We start from the raw sequence: 17,727 nt of genomic DNA, 5'->3' as shown, positions 1-17,727 counted from the left end.
GAACTTAGTAGCTGTGCGAATCAAGGCCCGTGATGCGGACCTCGATGTGGGAATGGCCCATGGTGATCACGTCGCCATCGGCAAGCAGCCAATTATCAATCGGCGTTTCATTCACGGTGGTGCCATTGGTGGACTGCAAATCCACCAAAACCGCATCCTGGCCGTTCCAGGTGATTTCCGCGTGCTGACGGGATACGCCCGTATCCGGAAGGCGCAGGTCGGCGTCGTTGCTGCGGCCGATAATATTGGAGCCTTCTTGCACGTGATAAACGCGCGAGGAGCCATCCTGCAGCATCAGGTTGACTGCGGGGCCCTGCGGCTGCGGGGCGGGTTGACTATCTGGAGCGATGAAAGCGGTAGTTACCGCGTCATCAGCCGTATTCTCGTGCTGCTCGGTCATCTGGTCCTCCTGACCATCAAAGTCGTGGAAAATAGCCTCAAATCCGGTCTCTTCCGTGGGCTCGTGATCAATAAACGAGGACACGCGAAGCTGACCCGTGCGCAAACCAGATTCTTCGGCCACTCGCACAATCACGGGGCCCGCGAGGGACCATCCGCTATTGCGAATAAAGCGCGTCAACTGGTCTGCACAATCGGCCGGCACATTGCGATCCTGCGACAAGTTCTCCAAATCCTTGGAGGAGACACCCACAGTCATTACGTTCGGACTATAAAGGTTGTCATCGTCGCCGCGCGCGAGATTGTCCTGAGCTTCTTGCTTTAAAAGCTCATCAATTTCCGCGGGAACGACCTTGCCGCCGAAGACAAGGGCCATGCCGTTATCAAGGCCGCGTTGCATGGCGGAGTCCAGCTTCGCCAGCTTTTCTAAAAACGCCACGAGCCATTCTCCTTTCCACCATGCAGCGATCAGTAGCGATCAGTATAGTTTGTTCACCCCCTCGAAACGTAGATGGCGACGCGAAAGTTCCCAGAAATTTCGCTGCTCCTTCCCCGAAATAGTTTATTTTTCCTGCCGATTTGTAGTTCTGAGCAGCATTCGTGGTATCTTTATCAAGTCGCTAAGACATCCACACCCTGCCCGGGTGGCGGAATTGGCAGACGCGCTGGCTTCAGGTGCCAGTGTTCGATAAGGACGTGCGGGTTCAAGTCCCGCCCCGGGCACCATGAGCAGTTGTACAAACTGCGACACCGGAGGTAACAAACTCGAAAGGGTTCGTGACCTCCGGTTTCTTTGTTTTTCTCAACTTTGGCGGTCGAGGATTGTAAGTGTGGGGATTTACATCCGAACTCCCGCTCTCGGCTTTCGTACTTTTGTTTTCGAACGTATCAACAAGGCATTTTGCTTGTTATTTTGATCTGACGCCCTGGTTTTAGATCCTGATTCGGGGCAATTGGAATCCTCCAACTGAGATGTTTTCCTTGGGGTGTTGGAGGATTTCCTAGCTGTTGAATCCCGATTTAAGAATTAATCGACTGGGCTGACGCGGATAAGGTTTCCATCAGGGTCAGCAACTACGAAGGTGCGGCCGAAGACGTCATCGTAGGGTGGCTGCACAATTTGGACTCCTTTTGATTTCCATAGACGGTATGTCTCATCAATGCGGATTGCCGGTCCATCCAACATCAAACCTATTTCGCTCGTTCGCGGTGCTTGTTTCTCCATGTGGGTGTTATGGCCGGTCCATACAGCAAACAGGACATCCTGTGAAATTTCGAATGCTACATATCGAGGACTGATGAACGATGGCTGCATGTCGAATAAATCGCTGTAGAAGGCAGTCGAGGTCTCGACATCAGAGACATAAGTCAGAAAAAGATTGGGGGCTGGCACTGCCATTCTCCTCTCGGTGAGTGGTGTTGTTTACGTGGCCAAAGAGCATTGGACCAAACAAACCTGACAAAGAGTGTCATAATCCGAAAATATTTTGGTTCCGGCGATAATTGGGGCATGAGATCGGCGCGACTGTTGTCTATGCTCTTGTTGTTGCAAACACGAGGCCGTGCTACGTCTGCCGAGTTGGCGTCACATTTTGAAGTTTCGCAGCGCACAATACTGCGTGACGTTGATGCGCTCTCGGCCGCAGGGATACCTGTTTATACGGAGCAAGGTATTCATGGTGGGATTGTGCTCGATAGGCGTTCTCGGTTGAACGCTTCTCGCTTGGATCCGACTGAGATTCAGCTGCTGAGGGTTCTGGGTGTGGGGGCAGATTCACTCGCACACTTGGGTTTTGCCCAGGACATCGCCTTGTTGCAGAAGAAAATGAACGCAGTCTCATTCTCGAAAGCGTCCGATACTCATAATTTGGACAAGAAGGTTCTACTTGATTCCAGTGGCTGGTTTAGCAATGAAACCCAAAGCGACTTAGAAGGTCTGCTAGAGGCTGTACGGAATGAAGCTCGAATTGAGGTGTTGTACCGCCGAAGTGGGAACAAGAAGCGGCAACGAGCTGTGGCTGACCCTTATGGGCTTGTGCACAAGGGTAGCAATTGGTACTTGGTCGTCGATATCGATGGGGAACCAAGGATGTTGGCAGTTTCGCGCTTGGAAACCTTTCGCGTTTTAGGTCAAGCTGCTCAGCTTCGTCCAGGACAAAGTTTGGCAAGGGTGTGGGCGCAGCTTGTTGCGCAATTGGAAGGGAACATGCCAGTTCGTATCACCGCACTTCTTCGAGCGAATAGGCTTGATATGGCATCTCGTATTTTAGGATCACGGCTTATCCATCAAGAATCCGTGGACGAAGACTTTGTCCGTATCGTGGTGGGATATGCGGATATTCAGGGGGCAAGGCAATTACTTCAATTTGGGGACCACATCTGGATCACTCATCCTCCAGAAGCCGTAAAAATCATTGCTGAGCTAGCTAATGAACTTGCGAAACGCCATAGCGGGACCACAAATCCTGAATCATAGAAACCATTGATGGGCATCGGGATGCCGTCGTAAACTCTCTGCTGAAAACGGTAAAAGGTGCGCTGACACTCTAGGAGTCCTCTAGAGCCTTGTGGTTGGAGATATGTAAGGAACGATGGCTTTCGTTTCACTCGCGGGGGCGGTGGAGTAAGGCTTCGGATGTTTAGAGTGCCCTCAGGGGTGAAAGTCTCTTACGATTGGTGAAGTTCGGCTGAGCTTAACAGAGGTTAATTTCGATGTTTCGGTGAAGTGCCACTGCACTGACGGCAACTAGGCCCCTATAAAGTCTTCCCATTTGGTAGAGGACCCTCTCAATGGAGGGATCGGCCATACGGGCTGCACTGGTTCGATAGAGGGAATAGGAGAGATGGATGGGATTGGGGGAATAGGAGGAACCGAAAGGACGGGTTTCTGAGGGCCGGTGCTTGAATGCATGAGTGCGGCGACGGCACTACCGCTCAAGTCCAAGAAGCACCCGTTGATAAAGCGTCTTAAGGTTATACCACTAGGAGAAAACACATGTTCTTTGTTGATGAAAGCAATAGTATTACCCTGCATATTTCGGACTGAATTGTCGGTTATCCATGCAGCAAACGCTACCGTTGGATCTGAATATTGGCTCCATCCTTTAATCATTCTTGATGCGGTCGGAAATCATATCCTCAAAGAACCGGTCAATCCTGCCGGAAGCGCTTAGTATTTTTTCTGGTGCTGATTTTTCTGCTCTACTGTCGAAACACGGATATAGTCCACTCGCTGCCCATGCGAACCGGGATCTTTAGCTGCCGACACTACACTCACCCCCATCTGCAAACATAAGGCCCAGATCTCACTAGGAACATGTAAAACAATGGCCGAAGTGACCCTATTTTACAGGCAACATTCTGTGACAGACCGGCGTAACAATAGGGTGTACCCCAAAGCCTCATGTCTCGATTATGCCTCACAAACCCCTACCGAGCACCACCCTGCGACAACTTAGGGCGAGACGCTTTAGTGAGACGGGGAGGAGGCCAATTGCCCCATGAAACGGTCTCACATTCCAGTTCCTGCCGGGTGTCTCATAAAACTTTAGGTTTTCAGGACGCTCCGCGACCGCTAGTGGGCCATATAAGCGAGTCGGGTGTGGTCATCGACAGCGGCATGGACGTGGTCGAACCCGATCGGGTCTTCCGGTCGCGGATCGGTCGTGGACTCGCCAACCGCCGCTGTCGGGGATGCGGCTGAGTTTCTTCACATCGATATGGATGAGCTTGCCTGGCCACCAGCAACGCTCTCGCATGCGTGGTCAAGCGGGCGTTACCGTTGGGCATAGAGGCCTCCTGGCAGTGAAGAACTAGACAGCTCCACTAAGCCAGGAGGCCTAGCTATTTCACAAGACCGAAAGTGCCACCAACGTCACGGTCGAGTACAACTAGTGGGTGTCACTGTGGCTTTCCGAAGTCCACCACACTGACGTTCCCGTCATTGCGGGGGCGGTACAGAGGGCTCCTGACGGATTGCCCGAAGTCCTCTGCACGAATTGACTTCCGGCCTGATGCCGCTGTACCAACCTGTCCTGATAGGCGGGCGCCTCGTTTGCCAGAAGATGGGCAAGGTTCCCTCTCCCCATTGCTTTTTGGGAGTCCTCGGCCAGCTACGGGATCGTGCCTGGCCGGTCCTCGGTCGAGTTGTTGTCCGGAGTTGGTGTGCAGCAGTCGGGTTCCCCGCTTTGCCCGGGGCCCTCGCCTGTGGGCGGCGTTCCCTGTCTGATGCGCAGTCTCCTGCGCCGGTTGAGGGCGGCCAATGCCGATGCGAGCACCACGGCTGCGGCGAGGGCTGCGATCAGGGTGCTGTTGTCGCTGATCCAGGCGCTGGCGGCGGCTGACCATACGGCGAGGCTGTTGGCCTGTGCGGTTCCGCCGGTGGCGGCGGGATACCAATACCAGCTGAGGTAGGCGCCGGTTATGGTGAGGATGAAGGCGGCGATGCGGTTGCTGTGCTTGGCCAGGCCGGTGATTCTTCGCCCGAGGGCGGCCCCGGCGATGGCCGTGCCTGCCGAAACGAGCATCAGGACAGTGGCCGAGCCTGCGGTGTAGGCGGCGAAGACCGCGAGCAGCCCGGCGTAGCTGGCGACGGCCTGGGCTTGGGCGATCACGGCCAGGAGCACCCCGAGGGTGCAGCCGAGGGATGCTGCGGCGTATCCGATCCCGAAGGCCACCATGCGCCCGGTTTTGTGACCTGCCCCTGCGGCTTCTTGTGTGCGGGGTTTCGTGGCCCAGGCCGGCAGACGGAGCCGTGGTGTGAGTCCGGTGAGCATGGCCAGGCCCAGCAGGAGAAGGATCACCCCGGTGGCCATTCCCAGCCAGGGCGCTGCGCTGATCAGGGTCCTGGCGCCCGCGCTGACGATCAGCCCGAAGGCTGCCAGGGTCCCGGCGAAGCCGAGGCTGAGCGCGAGCCCGGCCCGGAGCCCGTGGGCCAGACGCAGCGCGAGCGGGCGCGTCCGGGCGTCCCCGATGGTCTGGGCTATCCAGGCGGGCAGGAGGGCGAAACCGCAGGGATTGACCGGGGCAATCATTCCAGCGGCGAAGGCCAGGGCAAGCAGGGCTGTCATTGGGCACCGGCCTTGGTGAGTTCTTCTTGGATCTTTTCCGCAGACGGGTCGGTGGCCCGGAAGGTAACGTCGCCCTTCGCGTCGACCACCACCAGGGTGCTTATGGAGGTGACCTTGTACCGGGTGGTCAGTGTGGCCTCGGTGTCGATGACGGCAGGGAGCTCAGGGGCCTTGATGTAATCGCGGAATCCGTTGATGGTCTCCTTCGGTTCTCGGGGGTCCACGTCCACCAGGAGGTAGTCGGCCGAGCTTCCCAGGGCCGTGGAGGCCTTGTTCAGGGAATCGGCCCCTTCCGCACACTCACCGCATCCGGCAGAGAAGAAGAACAGTGCTGCGGGCTTACCTTCCGGGATGGTCCGGGTAGTGCCGTCAATGTCGGAGACCGTAACAGCAACGGCACCGGCCGCGTCGGGCGACGAACCGCCTGGCGCGGCCGACGGGCCGCTCGGTGAGCTGGCGCAGGCGGTTGTCAGTGCCATGACCGCTGCCAGAAACAGGGCGGAGGCGAGGTGCCTGGGCCGGGGAACGGACAGAGAACGGCGGGATCTCGGGTATGTCATGGTGTCTGGTGGTTCCTTCCAGGAATGGGGATGGGGACTCAGGCGGTGCCGTGGTCGGTGCGGTGGTGCTCGGGGGACAACAGATAGGTGAGGGCCTGGTCGGTGGCGGTCATGGCATTCCTTTGCTTCGGTAGTGGGGGCTGCAGCTCAGGCGCAGCAGGAGAGCTCGGAGACGTCGGTGGTGAAGGCCTTGGCGGCGATCCTGATTCCCTCGGCCATCGTCAGGTAGGGGCTCCAGGCGGCGGCGACCTGCGCGGTGGTCATGCCCGCTTCGAGGATGTAGACGCCGGCGGCGGCGATTTCCCCGGCGTCCTTGGCCACCGCGGAGAGGCCCAGGATCCGTCCGGTGTCGCGGTCCGCGACAACCTTGATGAAGCCGCGGGTGTCGCGGTTGACCACGGCTCGCGGCACGTACTCCAGGGGGAGGACCCGGCACTCGCAGCTGATCCCGGCGGCGACAGCTTCCTTTTCCGTCATCCCGACCGCCCCGATGGCGGGACTGGTGAAGGTGACCCGGGGCAGGTGCCGGTAGTCGACCTCGGCCAGGGCATCGGTGAACGCATTGTCCACGGCCAAGGCGCCGTGGGCCGCTGCGACGTAAACGAACTCCCGATGGCCGGTCGCGTCCCCGGCGGCCCAAACCCGCGGGTTGGACGTGGCCAGGCGGGAATCGACCACGATCTCGCCGGATGCGCCGGTCTTCACCCCGACGGCGTCAAGGTCCAGTCCCTCGGTCACCGGGCGGCGGCCCAGTGCCACGAGGATGCGGGAAGCGCGGAACACCTCCTCGCCCCCGGCCACGTTTGCCGTCACCGAGACCCCGTCCGGGCCGGAGGCCACGGAGTCGGCCATGACCCGCCGGGCCACCCGGATCCCCTCGTCGGCGAACACCCCCGCCAACGCCTTGGATACCTCCGGTTCCTCCTGCGAGGCCAACCGGGAACGGACCAGCATGGTCACCCGGGAGCCCAGCCGGGAGAAAAGCTGTGCCATCTCCAGGGCAACATAGCCTCCGCCCAGGATCAGCATTGATTCGGGCACCTCGTCCAGTTCCATCGCCGTCGTCGAGGTCAGGTACCCGGCCTCGGCCAGTCCGGGAACGGGCGGCACGTAGGGTGCGGAGCCAGTGGCCACGAGGTAGTGCCCGGCCTCGATCGTTCTCACTGCACCATCCGGGGAGATCACCCGGAGCAGCGGTGCGTCCTGGGTTCCGGTGAACGACGCGTCCCCCGAGATCATCGTCCACCCGTAGTCCGCGGCCAGATCGACGTACTTCTCCGTGCGCATGCTTTCAACCAGCGCGGCCTTGCCCTGAATCAGGGCCGGCATGTCCACCGGGCCCGCCGAGGCCGCCACCCCAGGGAAGCGGGCCGAATCCAACGCCACGTGGCGGGCCTCCGCGGCAGCCAGGAGCGCCTTCGACGGGACGCAGCCCGTGTTCACGCATGTCCCGCCCACGGTGCCGCGCTCCACCATCACGACGCGCTTGCCCAGTCCGGTGGCCCGGATCGCGGCCGCAAACGCTCCGCCGCCGGAACCAATAATCGCCAGATCGAACTTTTCGTTTGTCATTCCAGATGTCTCTTCCCTGTGGTTCAAAAGTTCCTATGGAACCATTGTGAACCTTCCAGTACAATGGAAGGTCAAGTGTGGTGGCCATTGGAAGGGGAATCGGCGAACATGAGGATCGGACAGCTTGCGGAAGCAACCGGAACCACGACCAAGACCCTGCGGTTCTACGAGGAGTCGGGGCTGCTCCCTCCGGCCGAGCGATTGGCCTCCGGCTATCGGGACTACGCCGAGGATGCCGTGGGTCGGGTCGGGTTCATCCACCGGGGCCAGGCCGCCGGGCTGACCCTCGCCCAGATCCGCCAGATCCTCGACATCCGCGACGGCGGCCAGGCGCCCTGCGAGCACGTGCGCGACCTGCTTGACGTGCGCCTCGCTGAGATCGAGCAGCAGATCGCGCAGCTCTCCGTGCTGCGCGACACTATCGCGGACCTCAGACAGGACGCCGCACACCCGGACCCTGAAACGTGCAGCACCGATCAAGTGTGTAGGTACTTGTAATCCAATTGGGCACACCTCCTTAGCAACCACGCTATGCGAGAGTTGCAGCTCGACGAGAGCCAGGATGACAGGATTAACCGCCAGGAGCTATCTATACATAGGGACTATTTCTTACCTGGAAGTAACATTTTGGCGGTTGAGGATAATACCTTTGGTGCATTTTGAGCCAAAAGCTTCTTGGCCTCTGGACTGACAGTTGCCACCACAGCACTCGCAACCAAAACTGAGCCTATAAGGTGCTGTTGCAAAGTTGGGGCAGTAGAAAGACCGGCGTGAAATAATCACAGCCATGGGCATCTTCTCCGGTCGGCATTTCCCCCGTGAAATCATCCTGTGGGCGGTGCGGTGGTACTGCCGCTACGGGCTCAGCTACCGCGATCTGGAAGAAATGATGACCGAACGCGGCGTACCGGTCGATCACAGCACCATCTACGGCTGGGTCCAGAAATATGCTCCTGAGCTGGACAAGCAGACCCGGTGGTACCGACAAGTCCCGGATTGGCAGGCCCGGTCCTGGCGGGTGGACGAGACCTATATCCGGGTCGGGGAAAGTGGTGCTACCTCTATCGGGCCATCACCGCGGGTGGGCATGCCCTGGATTTTTACCTGTCCCCAAAGCGTAACGTCGCCGCAGCGAAGCGTTTTCTGGCCAAGACCCTGAGGTCGAACACGATAACCGGGTTCCCGCGGGTGATTAACACCGATAAAGTACCCTCCCTGGCCAGGGCAATCGCCGAGTTGAAGTCAGAGGGAATCTGCCCGCAGACCGTGGAACACCGGCAGGTGAAATACCTCAATAACGTCATTGAAGGAGATTATGGGCGGCTGAAACGGATCCTCGGACCGAAGGGGGCGTTTAAAAACCGGACCTCGGCGTACCGGACGTTGAAAGGGATGGAAGCGATGCATTCATTACGGAAAGGCCAGGGCGCGATGTTTGCCTACGGGCAACCGAACCCGGATGCGGTGATCGTCAGCCGGGTCTTCGAGGCTGCCTGAGAACGCCGACCCGCAGCGAGCATCAGAGGATGAAGACTGGGTCGTCTCGGCTCTCCGCCCAACTTTGCAACAGCACCCCCTTAGGGGTGCGCAGATTTTCCTTAAGAAATTCGGCTCAACAACTCTTTTACGCGCTTGGTAATATCGTCGCGGATTTCGCGTACGACCTCTGTGGGTTCCTCCGACGGATCAGCGACCTCCCAGTCTTCATAGTGGGTTCCGGGGAAAATTGGGCATGATTCGCCACATCCCATCGTGATCACCCAATCGGCCATCTTCACTTTCGCCGGATCCAGTTTTTCTGGCTGCGCAAACGGCTCTAACCCAATTTCGGCGAGGGCGTCGCGTACCTCGGGGTGTACTTCCTCGGCCGGTTCGGTGCCTGCGCTCATGATGGTCACGTCAGATGTTGCTAGTTCTTGCGCAATGGCAGCTGCCATTTGTGAGCGACCAGCGTTTTGTCTGCAGGCGAAAAGGATTTTGGTCACGGCGGCTTCCTTTCGGCGTGTGGTTTGTTGAGGCACGTGTTTAGCGACAACGTCAAGGAGTTGAGTATCAAATTCCGAGGCGATCGAATAGTAGGCCCACTTACCCTGCTGTTCACGGCCTAATATGCCAGCATTTACCAGCTTGGTGAGATGGTGCGAAATGGTTGACCGGCTGATATTAAAAACCTCGGGGAATGAACATGCGCACACCGGGTTCGGTGAACAGCGGTATATGAACAGAGCCACTTGCAGCCGCGTGACATCACTAAGTGCCGCAAAAATACTCGTCACGTCCCGACACCGTCCTTCGTCGGCAACTGCAGGTGCGGGGCAGCAATTCGGAGCATATTGGTTGGTCATGCAAGAACTCTATCACGTTTCGATAAACATCGAAACGTGATAGAGTTCGAGTCAGTACGGCAACTATCGAAATGTAAGGAGTTAATTGTGCGTCAAATCGATATTTATGAACCGGCTTTGTGCTGTTCTTCTGGGGTCTGCGGAACCGACGTAGACCAAGCTCTCGTTGATTTCAATGCAGCGTTGACCACTCTGGAAAAGGAGGGTATTACCGTGACTAGGCATAATCTGGCGTCTGCCCCCAATGATTTTGCGACGTGCGAGCCAGTTCGCGCATATGTCGAGGTGGCGGGTACAGACGGCCTGCCAGTTACTGTGGTCGATGGCACTATCGTTGCTACTGGTTCTTACCCGCAAGTCGATCAGCTCCGTCAATTCGCCGGGGTATCCCCGGAGGAAAAGACCACTTTGCCCGTCGTTGAGTCTGGCTGCTGTGGCGAAAGTGGGTGCTGCTAGTGTCCCTTCCTGAGCTGAGCACCAAGTTTGCGTTTTTCACTGGTAAAGGTGGAGTCGGAAAGACCACGGTTGCTTGCTCTCTAGCCACCCGTGCGGCAGGTGAAGGTAAACGAGTGCTGCTAGTGTCAACTGATCCAGCCTCGAACATTGGGCAGGTATTCGGCCGTGAGATCGGATCGGGCGGAGCAGAGCTAACCGACCTTGTGCCCGGCGCTACCAGCTTTGATGCGGTAGAGATTGACCCGGAAGCAGAAGCGGAGCGGTATCGCGAATCTATCCTGGGGCCGGTTCGTGGCTTGCTGCCACCCGAGGTGCTAGCAACAACCGAAGAAACCTTGTCCGGTTCCTGCACCGTTGAAGTCGCTAGCTTTAATCGATTCGTCGATTATCTAACTAACGAAGACATTACTAGCCGCTATGACCACATCATTTTCGATACCGCTCCGACCGGACACACTCTGCGGTTACTGTCCTTGCCTGGCGATTGGTCAAGTTTCATTGATAAAGGCGCGGGCGATGCCTCGTGTCTGGGGCCGATGTCGGGGCTGGAGAAGAATCGGCAAACCTATCACGAGGCGGTCGCCGCTCTGTCTGACCCGGCACAAACTTCACTGGTTCTGGTGGCCAGAGCTCAAATCTCGACTCTGCAGGAAGCTAACCGTTCCACCGGTGAACTACTTGAGATGGGAATCGAACCGGCACTGTTGGTGATCAATGGCATCCTGCCAGTAGGCGCCGCTACTGATCAGCTGTCGGAGTCAATTTATGCCAGGGAGCAGGCATTACTTGATGGCCTTGCCGCAAATCCTGAGCTGAGCGCGATCAATAGTATTCCAACGGTACGGCTCGAGTTGAAGGCTAACCCGGTGATGGGGGTAGACGGCCTATTACACCTGGGCGAGCCTGACGATAATGAAAGTTCGAACGCGGGTCGCGCCCTAGAGCCGGGCTTGACGCAGTCCGTTTCAAATTCGCACGTTGATTTATCCAATCTGGTGGATGAGCTAGCAGAGGGGAAACCGAAACTCGTCTTGTGCATGGGCAAAGGTGGGGTTGGCAAAACCACCGTGGCGCAAATGCTGGCATTGGAGCTCGCTAAGCGCGGCAAGCCGGTACATCTGTCCACCACGGACCCTGCGAATCACCTCGATGGTTCCCTCGAAGACAGCGTCAAAGGTTTGACGGTGTCGTCTATCGATCCTGACGCGGTGACGGCTAGCTACCGAGAAGAAGTGCTCGCCAGCAAAGGCGCTTCTCTCGATGCCGACGGGTACGCACAGTTGGAGGAAGACCTGCGCTCCCCATGTACAGAAGAAGTGGCCGTTTTCAACGCATTTTCTGAGGTCGTATCAACGGCCGAAAACCAGTGGGTTGTCCTCGATACCGCCCCCACCGGGCACACCCTGCTGTTACTGGACGCCACTGGGTCCTACCACCGCGAACTCATGCGTCAATCTGGACGTGACGATTCTGCGACCACGCTCCAACACTTGCAAAATGCGGAAGTGACCCGGCCAATCCTCGTGACACTGCCAGAAACCACGCCAATGCTCGAGGCGCAATCCCTCGCAGCTGACCTGTCGCGAGCAGGTATTGAGCCGTGGGCATGGGTAATCAACCAGTCGCTCCCTGCAACCGAGACCTCCTCACCGTTCCTGTTACGACGAGCCAATGCGCAACAGGAGGTAATTAATTCGGTCGTTGACCAGGCAGGGGTACAAGTGGTTCAACTACCCGTCATACCCGACTAAGAACTATGCAAATATCGATTTGCCGAAGCTAAGTCGTATAGGTCACCTCGTCTCTTCGGCCAGTTATAAACTGTTGGATAGACGAGGTGGCCGTTTTTATTCTGAGACTTGAATAGCTTTGTTCACCGCTGCAGTCGACGAGTACATCCAGTGGTACAACTCCAACAACGACTCAAGGGCCTGGCCCCGATGCAATATCGGAGTCAGACCCTTGAAACCCTAACCGCCTGAAGTTAAACCAGTCCAATTTTCGGAGGCAAGTTCACATGATGTTTGCGAGGGCGTTTGTAATTCAAAACTGTTCTTTTGGAGTGTGACTTGTGAGACATGCTCCTCCTGGGGCTATGTATTTTCAATCTATTGTCGTTAATGGTGTCTCGCTTCCTTAGAAGTGAGGTACTCGGGAAAGGCGGGAAGGGTCCCCTTTTCCGACGTTTAAACCATCGCTTGAAATACAAGTAACCGCTTGTTAATGTTGGAGTATGCTTACAGAGATTTCCTTATCCATCCCCGCGTCGGATCTCAGTCCCGCCGAGCGGGCCCAGTTACTCGTGCCCACCCTGTCCGCGCTGTCGGATGAAAACCGGTTGACGATCCTGCTCACCTTGGCGGAGAAGTCGATGACCAACCGCCAGCTCCATGAGGTCACCGGGATGAGTCAGGCGTTGGTTAGCCATCATCTGGCTGCCCTGCGCAAGGCCGGACTGGTGGACTCGGAGCCGACGGGTCGTGCCACGCTGAATTCGGTGTGTTGTGCTCAGCTGGCTGATCCGGTGCGCTGGCTGGCGCACCTGGCGACGTTGACGCCGGAGGGACAACGCGCCTGCTGCACGGACACCTCCCTGAGAAACGAGGTCGTTGATGCTGATTAGCGCGCTCGGCACGTTCGCTACCCTCCTGGTCGAACTGCTCCTGCTGTTTCTGGTGATCTCCTATGTGGTCGCGTTGATCAACCGGCGCTTCGGCCCGGAGCGGTTGCAGAGCTGGATGGCTGGTGGAGCGGTTCCCGGTCAGGTCAAGGGACTGGCGTTGGGGGCGATCACTCCGTTTTGTTCCTGTTCGACGATCCCGATGTTTGTCAGCATGCTCAAAGCCGGGGTGGCCTTTCGTACCACCGTGACCTACCTGATCGCTTCGCCGCTGCTCAACCCGGTTATCGTCGGCGGGATCTGGCTGACCCTTACCTGGCAGGTCGCGATCAGCTACGCAGTGATCATGGTGCTGCTGTCGCTGGGAGCACCCTGGGTCTGGACCGCGCTGGGCATGGAAGACCAGCTGCGCAAGGTCAAGGTCAAGGGCGGGCGCCAGCTGGACGGGACCCCGTGGCGTGGAATCAAACAAGAAACCCCGGCAGCAATCCGTCAGGCATGGGACGATCTTCGCCCCATGCTCCTTCCGATGATCATCGGCGTGGCCATCGGTGCATTCATCTACGGGGTTGTGCCCGAAGACGGCCTGAGATTTATGGCCGGTGGAAACGTCTGGTGGCTGATTCCACTGGCTGCGGCGATTGGTATCCCGCTGTATGTCCGACTGGAGACGATGCTGCCGGTCGCCCTGGCTTTATCGGGTGCCGGGGTGGCCATCGGCCCGATCTTCGCGATGATGATCGGCGGGTCCGGGGCCTCGCCACCGGAAATCTCGATGTTGGCGGCAGTGTTCAAGCCGAAACTGTTGGCCACCTTCGTGATCACCATTCTGCTGGCGGCCATGCTGGCCGGCTACGCGATGACGATCATCCTCTAAACCACGTACCTCTAACGAAAGGAGACCCTCATGGGCTTCAAAGACCTGTTTCACAAGAAGAATACGAACTCCGATTGCTGCAGTGTCGAGATCGTCGCCGACGACGACACCGACACCACCAGTGACCAGGAGGAGGAGCATCCGCAGGCTCAGTCCTAACCTGCCACGCTCCTGGTATCTACCAGCATGTCCGGTTTCAGGCCGACGACGCTGATGATCAGTTCAGGAATCAACGACCCCGCGCGAATTCGCGCGGGGTCGTTGATGGTGTGAGGTGGGGTGGTTAGTTCTCGAGCAACTCGGCAACGAGCCGGCGTACACGCGTGTCGATGTCGTCACGGACCAGACGCATGCGCTCGATCCCCTCTATCCCCCTCCTAGACGGCTCGTCGGTCACCCACCGTTCACACGTTCCGTGGGCGTCGTCGGGAAGCTCCAGCTGGGCATCACCTCCCAGGATGATCACGCGGTCAACCTCGCGCAACAGCTGTGGATCTACACCCTTAGGGTGGCCTGCGGACATGTCGGCACCGGCCTCGGCGATGACCTCGACGGACTGGGGGTTGAGCTTCGTGCCGGGTCTCGTGCCGGCGGAGTGGATCTCGATCCGGTCACCAGCGTGCTTAGCGGCTAGGGCTGCGGCCATCTGGGACTTGCCGCCGTTGCCGACGCAAACGAACAGAACTGTTGGGTGGGTGCTCATGAGGTGAAGTTCTCCTTCTCGGATACAGCAGTCTGCGAGGACAGTGTCGAGGATACGGGTAGGGTCGGATCCTGGGGGAAGAGTTTCGGTCCCAGCCACCGCATGGTGTAGACCAGGCCGACAAGCACCGGGATCTCGATCAACGGGCCGATCGTACCGGCCAGCGCCTGTGCGGAGGTCGCCCCGAAGGTGCCGATGGCCACGGCGATGGCCAGCTCAAAGTTATTGCCCGTGGCCGTAAACGACACCGACGCCGACTGGGCGTAATTCATTCCCGACGCCTTCGCAGCAATCAGTCCGACGGCGAACATGCCGACGAAGTAGGCCAGCAGCGGCACAGCCACGCGGGCGACGGTCCACGGCTGGGAGGTAATCTGCTCGCCCTGCAGGGAAAACAGCAGCACGATGGTATAGAGCAGGCCGACCAGTGCCAGCGGGGAGATCTTCGGCAGGTAGGTGTTTTCGTACCAGGCACGGCCCTTGGTTTTTTCACCGATGATCCGGGAGGCCACTCCGGTGGCCAGCGGGATGCCAAGGAATACGAGCACGGAAGCCACGATCGACCAGAAGGAAAATTCGGCCGAGGTAGTCTCCAGGCCCAGCCAGGCCGGCAGGACCTGGAGGTAGAACCAGCCGAGTACGCCGAGCATGATGACTTGGAACACCGAGTTAATCGCCACCAGCACGGCCGTGGCCTCTCGGTCACCACATGACAGATCACTCCAGACGAGCACCATCGCAATACACCGAGCCAGGCCGACGATGATCAACCCGGTGCGCAGTTCCGGCTGATCTGGCAGGAAGATCCAAGCCAAGGCAAACATGAAAGCCGGACCGACCAGCCAGTTGAGGACGATGGACACCGTCATCAGGCGTTTATCGGCGGCGATCTCGACGGCCTTGTCGTAGCGAACCTTCGCCAGTGGCGGATACATCATCACCAGGAGGCCAAGCGCTATCGGCAGGGAAATCCCACCGACCTCTAAAGCGCCCAAGGCGTCACTAATACCGGGGACCACCCGGCCGATGAGTAGGCCAGCGGCCATCGCGAGAATGATCCAGACCGGCAGGAAGCGATCTAAAAAGGTCATGCGTGGGCGGTTATCAACATTCATATTCATACGAGCCTTTCACAGTATTGACAAGCATCAATACAAAAAGTAGCTTTCATATTGATGATTGTCAATATAGAATGGTTGGTATGACACTCTCGCAGACTCTCCCGCTGGCAGACTTGTCCGACTGTTGCTCACTGGGTGCTGGCCCCTTGACCAGTGTTGAGGCCGAACGCTACGCCACATTGTTCAAGGTGTTGGCCGATCCCGCCCGCCTGCGCTTGCTATCGCAGTTAGCGGCCGAAGGCTGCGGCCCGGTCAGCGTCGGGGAGCTGACAGAGACATCGGGGTTGAGCCAGCCGACCGTGTCGCACCACCTGAAGCGGTTGACCGAGGCCGGGTTATTGGACAAGGTCCGGGTCGGCCGGACGGTGACCCATCAGGTGCGCCCGGAGCTGTTCGCGGAGCTGCGCACCGTGTTGCAAATGGACTGAATCACCACCGACGAGAAGGAGATGACCATACACGTGACCAGCAAAGACTTCGAGGCGATCATTATTGGCGGTGGCCAGGCGGGGCTGGCCACCGCCTACTACCTGCTGCGAGCAGGCGTGGACATCTTGGTCCTCGACGATCAGGAGGATGCGGGTGGGGCGTGGCGGCATGTGTGGCCATCAATGACGTTGTTTTCCACCGCGGAGTTTTCCAGCCTGCCGGGCAAGCCTATGCCAGCCTACGAGGGGTTTCCACCGTCGGACCATGTCATCGACTACCTTGCCGACTATGAGCAGCGCTACCGGATCCCCGTCGAGCGCCCCGTGCACGTGGACCGCGTCGAGCGGGTGGCTGGAGGCTACCGCCTCCACGCCGGTGATCGGTCGTGGACGGCTCCCCATGTCGTAGCCGCCACCGGTACCTGGTCTACTCCCTTCGTTCCGGCCTACCCGGGATTGTTTACCGGCACGCAGTGGCATTCGGCGAACTATCCGGGGGTGGGCCCCTTCCGGGGGTCGTCCGTGGCTGTGGTGGGGGCGGCGAACTCCGCCGCGCAGATCGCCGCCGAGCTCACCGGTGTTGCCGAAGTCACCTGGTATACCCGCCATCCACCACGGTGGATGCCCGATGAGGTCGACGGGCGGGTGCTGTTTCGCCGGAACCGGCAACGCGCCCTGGCCGTCCAGCGCGGCGAGACCGATCCAGGGGCCGACTCGGAGCTCGGCGACATTGTCGTGCTGCCTCAGGTGCGCGCTGCCCGCGACGCCGGATGGTTGGCGGCGACGCCGATGTTTAACTCCCTCAACGAAGTACGGGCCGATCATCTGATCTGGTGTACCGGGTTTCGGCCGTCCCTCGGGCCGGTGCGCCGGCTCCTAGACGGCACGACCCCAAAATACCCGGGCCTGCACCTGGTCGGTTACGGCGACTGGACCGGCCCCGGATCCGCCACGCTCACCGGGGTAGGCCCCTACGCCAAGCAGACCGCGCGGACTATCGCGGACTCATTCGGCATGACCGTCAAGTAATCCCCGCCTGGCTGGCAACCCCGAGGGGCATTCTGTCGTCAGCACAACGAGAGGAGTGGAGTTTCGATCGCTGCAGGAAACACCGGCACCTCATCCTCCGGGGCCGAAAAGTGTTCCACATCTTCCCGCCCGGCGGAGTTTGAATGTGATCTGATCCGGGGGCGGAGACAGGCCGGTCTGGAGCCTGCCTGGGTTCGTGGCCGCACGGAAAGCCGGCCACCACTGCTCAGCGGGGACAAGCTGCGCACCGCGCGGGAAAATCCGCGAGCAGATCAGTTACTACCCCTGAACCCTCGCGGTGGCGTGTCAGAAGTCGGTATATCTATCGTCGGGACATCCCCAGTTCTTCGGCGACCGCATCAGCAGTGCTTACTCCGACACGAGCTCTAGGCCACGGGCTTCGTCCTCGTTTGAGAACCAACCGGTGGCTTTGGTCGGGCTACGCCGCAAGCGGTGGCGCGTTGGGGAAAGCGTCGGTGCTAGTCTCATTGCGTCCGCGGGTGAAATTGGGTAGCCGAAAGTTTAATTGCTGGGATTCTGTAAACTTT

18 protein-coding genes, 1 tRNA gene and 3 pseudogenes are annotated in these 17,727 nt (G+C 58.8%); 12 read left to right on the top strand and 10 right to left on the bottom strand.

Annotation, left to right across the window (positions count from 1 at the left end):
• Positions 1-4 precede the first annotated feature (4 nt).
• Complete coding sequence (locus MHK04_RS03010) at positions 5-838, bottom strand: FHA domain-containing protein (protein ID WP_239207738.1); 834 nt, start codon at positions 836-838, stop codon at positions 5-7.
• A 199-nt stretch (positions 839-1,037) separates the two neighbouring features.
• Here MHK04_RS03010 and MHK04_RS03005 point away from each other — a divergent pair.
• Positions 1,038-1,125: transfer RNA gene (locus MHK04_RS03005), tRNA-Leu, on the top strand.
• Positions 1,126-1,426: 301 nt separating this feature from the next.
• Here the strand turns inward: MHK04_RS03005 and MHK04_RS03000 are convergent.
• On the bottom strand, positions 1,427-1,798 hold the full coding sequence (locus tag MHK04_RS03000; RefSeq protein WP_275434228.1) for a VOC family protein: 372 nt from the start codon (positions 1,796-1,798) through the stop codon (positions 1,427-1,429).
• A gap of 135 nt (positions 1,799-1,933) precedes the next feature.
• Here MHK04_RS03000 and MHK04_RS02995 point away from each other — a divergent pair, with 135 nt between their 5' ends.
• Positions 1,934-2,875, top strand: coding sequence for a helix-turn-helix transcriptional regulator (locus MHK04_RS02995; protein ID WP_239207739.1), 942 nt, complete (start codon positions 1,934-1,936; stop codon positions 2,873-2,875).
• Between the two features lie 270 nt (positions 2,876-3,145).
• Here the strand turns inward: MHK04_RS02995 and MHK04_RS12330 are convergent, their stop codons facing one another.
• From MHK04_RS12330 to merA, 5 genes and pseudogenes are all read right to left on the bottom strand, one after another.
• Positions 3,146-3,511, bottom strand: coding sequence for a 4-fold beta flower protein (locus tag MHK04_RS12330; protein ID WP_396127278.1), 366 nt, complete (start codon positions 3,509-3,511; stop codon positions 3,146-3,148).
• A gap of 474 nt (positions 3,512-3,985) precedes the next feature.
• A pseudogene (locus MHK04_RS02990) lies at positions 3,986-4,136 on the bottom strand (IS481 family transposase); the annotation flags it as partial.
• A 375-nt stretch (positions 4,137-4,511) separates the two neighbouring features.
• Positions 4,512-5,468, bottom strand: coding sequence for a cytochrome c biogenesis CcdA family protein (locus MHK04_RS02985; RefSeq protein WP_239207740.1), 957 nt, complete (start codon positions 5,466-5,468; stop codon positions 4,512-4,514).
• Entirely contained in the window at positions 5,465-6,028 is a 564-nt protein-coding gene (locus MHK04_RS02980; RefSeq protein WP_239207741.1) for a TlpA family protein disulfide reductase, read from the bottom strand. The genes MHK04_RS02985 and MHK04_RS02980 overlap by 4 nt, the downstream gene beginning before the upstream one ends.
• Before the next feature lie 147 nt (positions 6,029-6,175).
• Positions 6,176-7,600: a mercury(II) reductase gene (merA, locus tag MHK04_RS02975; RefSeq protein ID WP_239207742.1), complete on the bottom strand. Its 1,425-nt coding sequence runs from the start codon at positions 7,598-7,600 to the stop codon at positions 6,176-6,178.
• 108 nt (positions 7,601-7,708) lie between these two features.
• Here merA and MHK04_RS02970 point away from each other — a divergent pair, with 108 nt between their 5' ends.
• Positions 7,709-8,098 (top strand): heavy metal-responsive transcriptional regulator, encoded by a 390-nt coding sequence (locus tag MHK04_RS02970; RefSeq protein ID WP_004601215.1) that lies wholly within the window; start codon positions 7,709-7,711, stop codon positions 8,096-8,098.
• A gap of 289 nt (positions 8,099-8,387) precedes the next feature.
• Positions 8,388-9,097, top strand: a pseudogene (locus MHK04_RS02965) (IS6 family transposase).
• A gap of 101 nt (positions 9,098-9,198) precedes the next feature.
• Here the strand turns inward: MHK04_RS02965 and MHK04_RS02960 are convergent.
• Positions 9,199-9,876 (bottom strand): metalloregulator ArsR/SmtB family transcription factor, encoded by a 678-nt coding sequence (locus MHK04_RS02960; protein WP_239207743.1) that lies wholly within the window; start codon positions 9,874-9,876, stop codon positions 9,199-9,201.
• A gap of 156 nt (positions 9,877-10,032) precedes the next feature.
• On the opposite strand from MHK04_RS02960, the gene arsD reads away from it, so the two are divergent.
• The 6 genes and pseudogenes from arsD (at position 10,033) to MHK04_RS12175 (ending at position 14,057) form a co-directional block, all read left to right on the top strand.
• Positions 10,033-10,401, top strand: a complete 369-nt coding sequence (gene arsD / locus MHK04_RS02955) for an arsenite efflux transporter metallochaperone ArsD (protein ID WP_239207744.1) — start codon at positions 10,033-10,035, stop codon at positions 10,399-10,401.
• Positions 10,401-12,152: an arsenical pump-driving ATPase gene (gene arsA / locus MHK04_RS02950; protein WP_239207745.1), complete on the top strand. Its 1,752-nt coding sequence runs from the start codon at positions 10,401-10,403 to the stop codon at positions 12,150-12,152. Before arsD ends, arsA begins: the two co-directional genes overlap by 1 nt.
• 121 nt (positions 12,153-12,273) lie before the next feature.
• Positions 12,274-12,383 (top strand): annotated as a pseudogene (locus MHK04_RS02945) (IS3 family transposase); the annotation flags it as partial.
• A gap of 251 nt (positions 12,384-12,634) precedes the next feature.
• The gene (locus MHK04_RS02940) at positions 12,635-13,024 is read left to right on the top strand and encodes an ArsR/SmtB family transcription factor (protein ID WP_003849997.1); all 390 of its coding nucleotides are present in this window, start codon (positions 12,635-12,637) and stop codon (positions 13,022-13,024) included.
• Positions 13,014-13,898, top strand: coding sequence for a permease (locus tag MHK04_RS02935; protein WP_239207746.1), 885 nt, complete (start codon positions 13,014-13,016; stop codon positions 13,896-13,898). Before MHK04_RS02940 ends, MHK04_RS02935 begins: the two co-directional genes overlap by 11 nt.
• A 30-nt stretch (positions 13,899-13,928) precedes the next feature.
• Positions 13,929-14,057 carry a hypothetical protein gene (locus MHK04_RS12175; RefSeq protein WP_003849984.1) on the top strand — a complete coding sequence of 43 codons (129 nt, stop codon included), beginning with the start codon at positions 13,929-13,931 and terminating at the stop codon, positions 14,055-14,057.
• 124 nt (positions 14,058-14,181) lie between these two features.
• Here the strand turns inward: MHK04_RS12175 and MHK04_RS02930 are convergent, their stop codons facing one another.
• Together MHK04_RS02930 and arsB are read right to left on the bottom strand one after the other, a co-directional pair.
• Positions 14,182-14,601 (bottom strand): arsenate-mycothiol transferase ArsC, encoded by a 420-nt coding sequence (locus tag MHK04_RS02930; protein ID WP_063279266.1) that lies wholly within the window; start codon positions 14,599-14,601, stop codon positions 14,182-14,184.
• Positions 14,598-15,716, bottom strand: coding sequence for an ACR3 family arsenite efflux transporter (gene arsB / locus MHK04_RS02925; RefSeq protein ID WP_239207747.1), 1,119 nt, complete (start codon positions 15,714-15,716; stop codon positions 14,598-14,600). The genes MHK04_RS02930 and arsB overlap by 4 nt, the downstream gene beginning before the upstream one ends.
• Before the next feature lie 86 nt (positions 15,717-15,802).
• Between arsB and MHK04_RS02920 the strand changes: the two genes are divergently transcribed.
• Both MHK04_RS02920 and MHK04_RS02915 read left to right on the top strand, forming a co-directional pair.
• A complete protein-coding gene (locus tag MHK04_RS02920; protein ID WP_239207748.1) occupies positions 15,803-16,150 on the top strand; it encodes an ArsR/SmtB family transcription factor in 348 nt (115 codons plus the stop codon).
• Between the two features lie 21 nt (positions 16,151-16,171).
• Positions 16,172-17,179: an ArsO family NAD(P)H-dependent flavin-containing monooxygenase gene (locus tag MHK04_RS02915; protein WP_239207749.1), complete on the top strand. Its 1,008-nt coding sequence runs from the start codon at positions 16,172-16,174 to the stop codon at positions 17,177-17,179.
• Positions 17,180-17,727 lie beyond the last annotated feature (548 nt).

It is taken from the genome of Corynebacterium nasorum (assembly GCF_022345765.1).
GTDB classification, from domain to species: Bacteria; Actinomycetota; Actinomycetes; order Mycobacteriales; family Mycobacteriaceae; genus Corynebacterium; species Corynebacterium kefirresidentii.
This window is presented reverse-complemented; position numbering and strand designations above follow the sequence as displayed.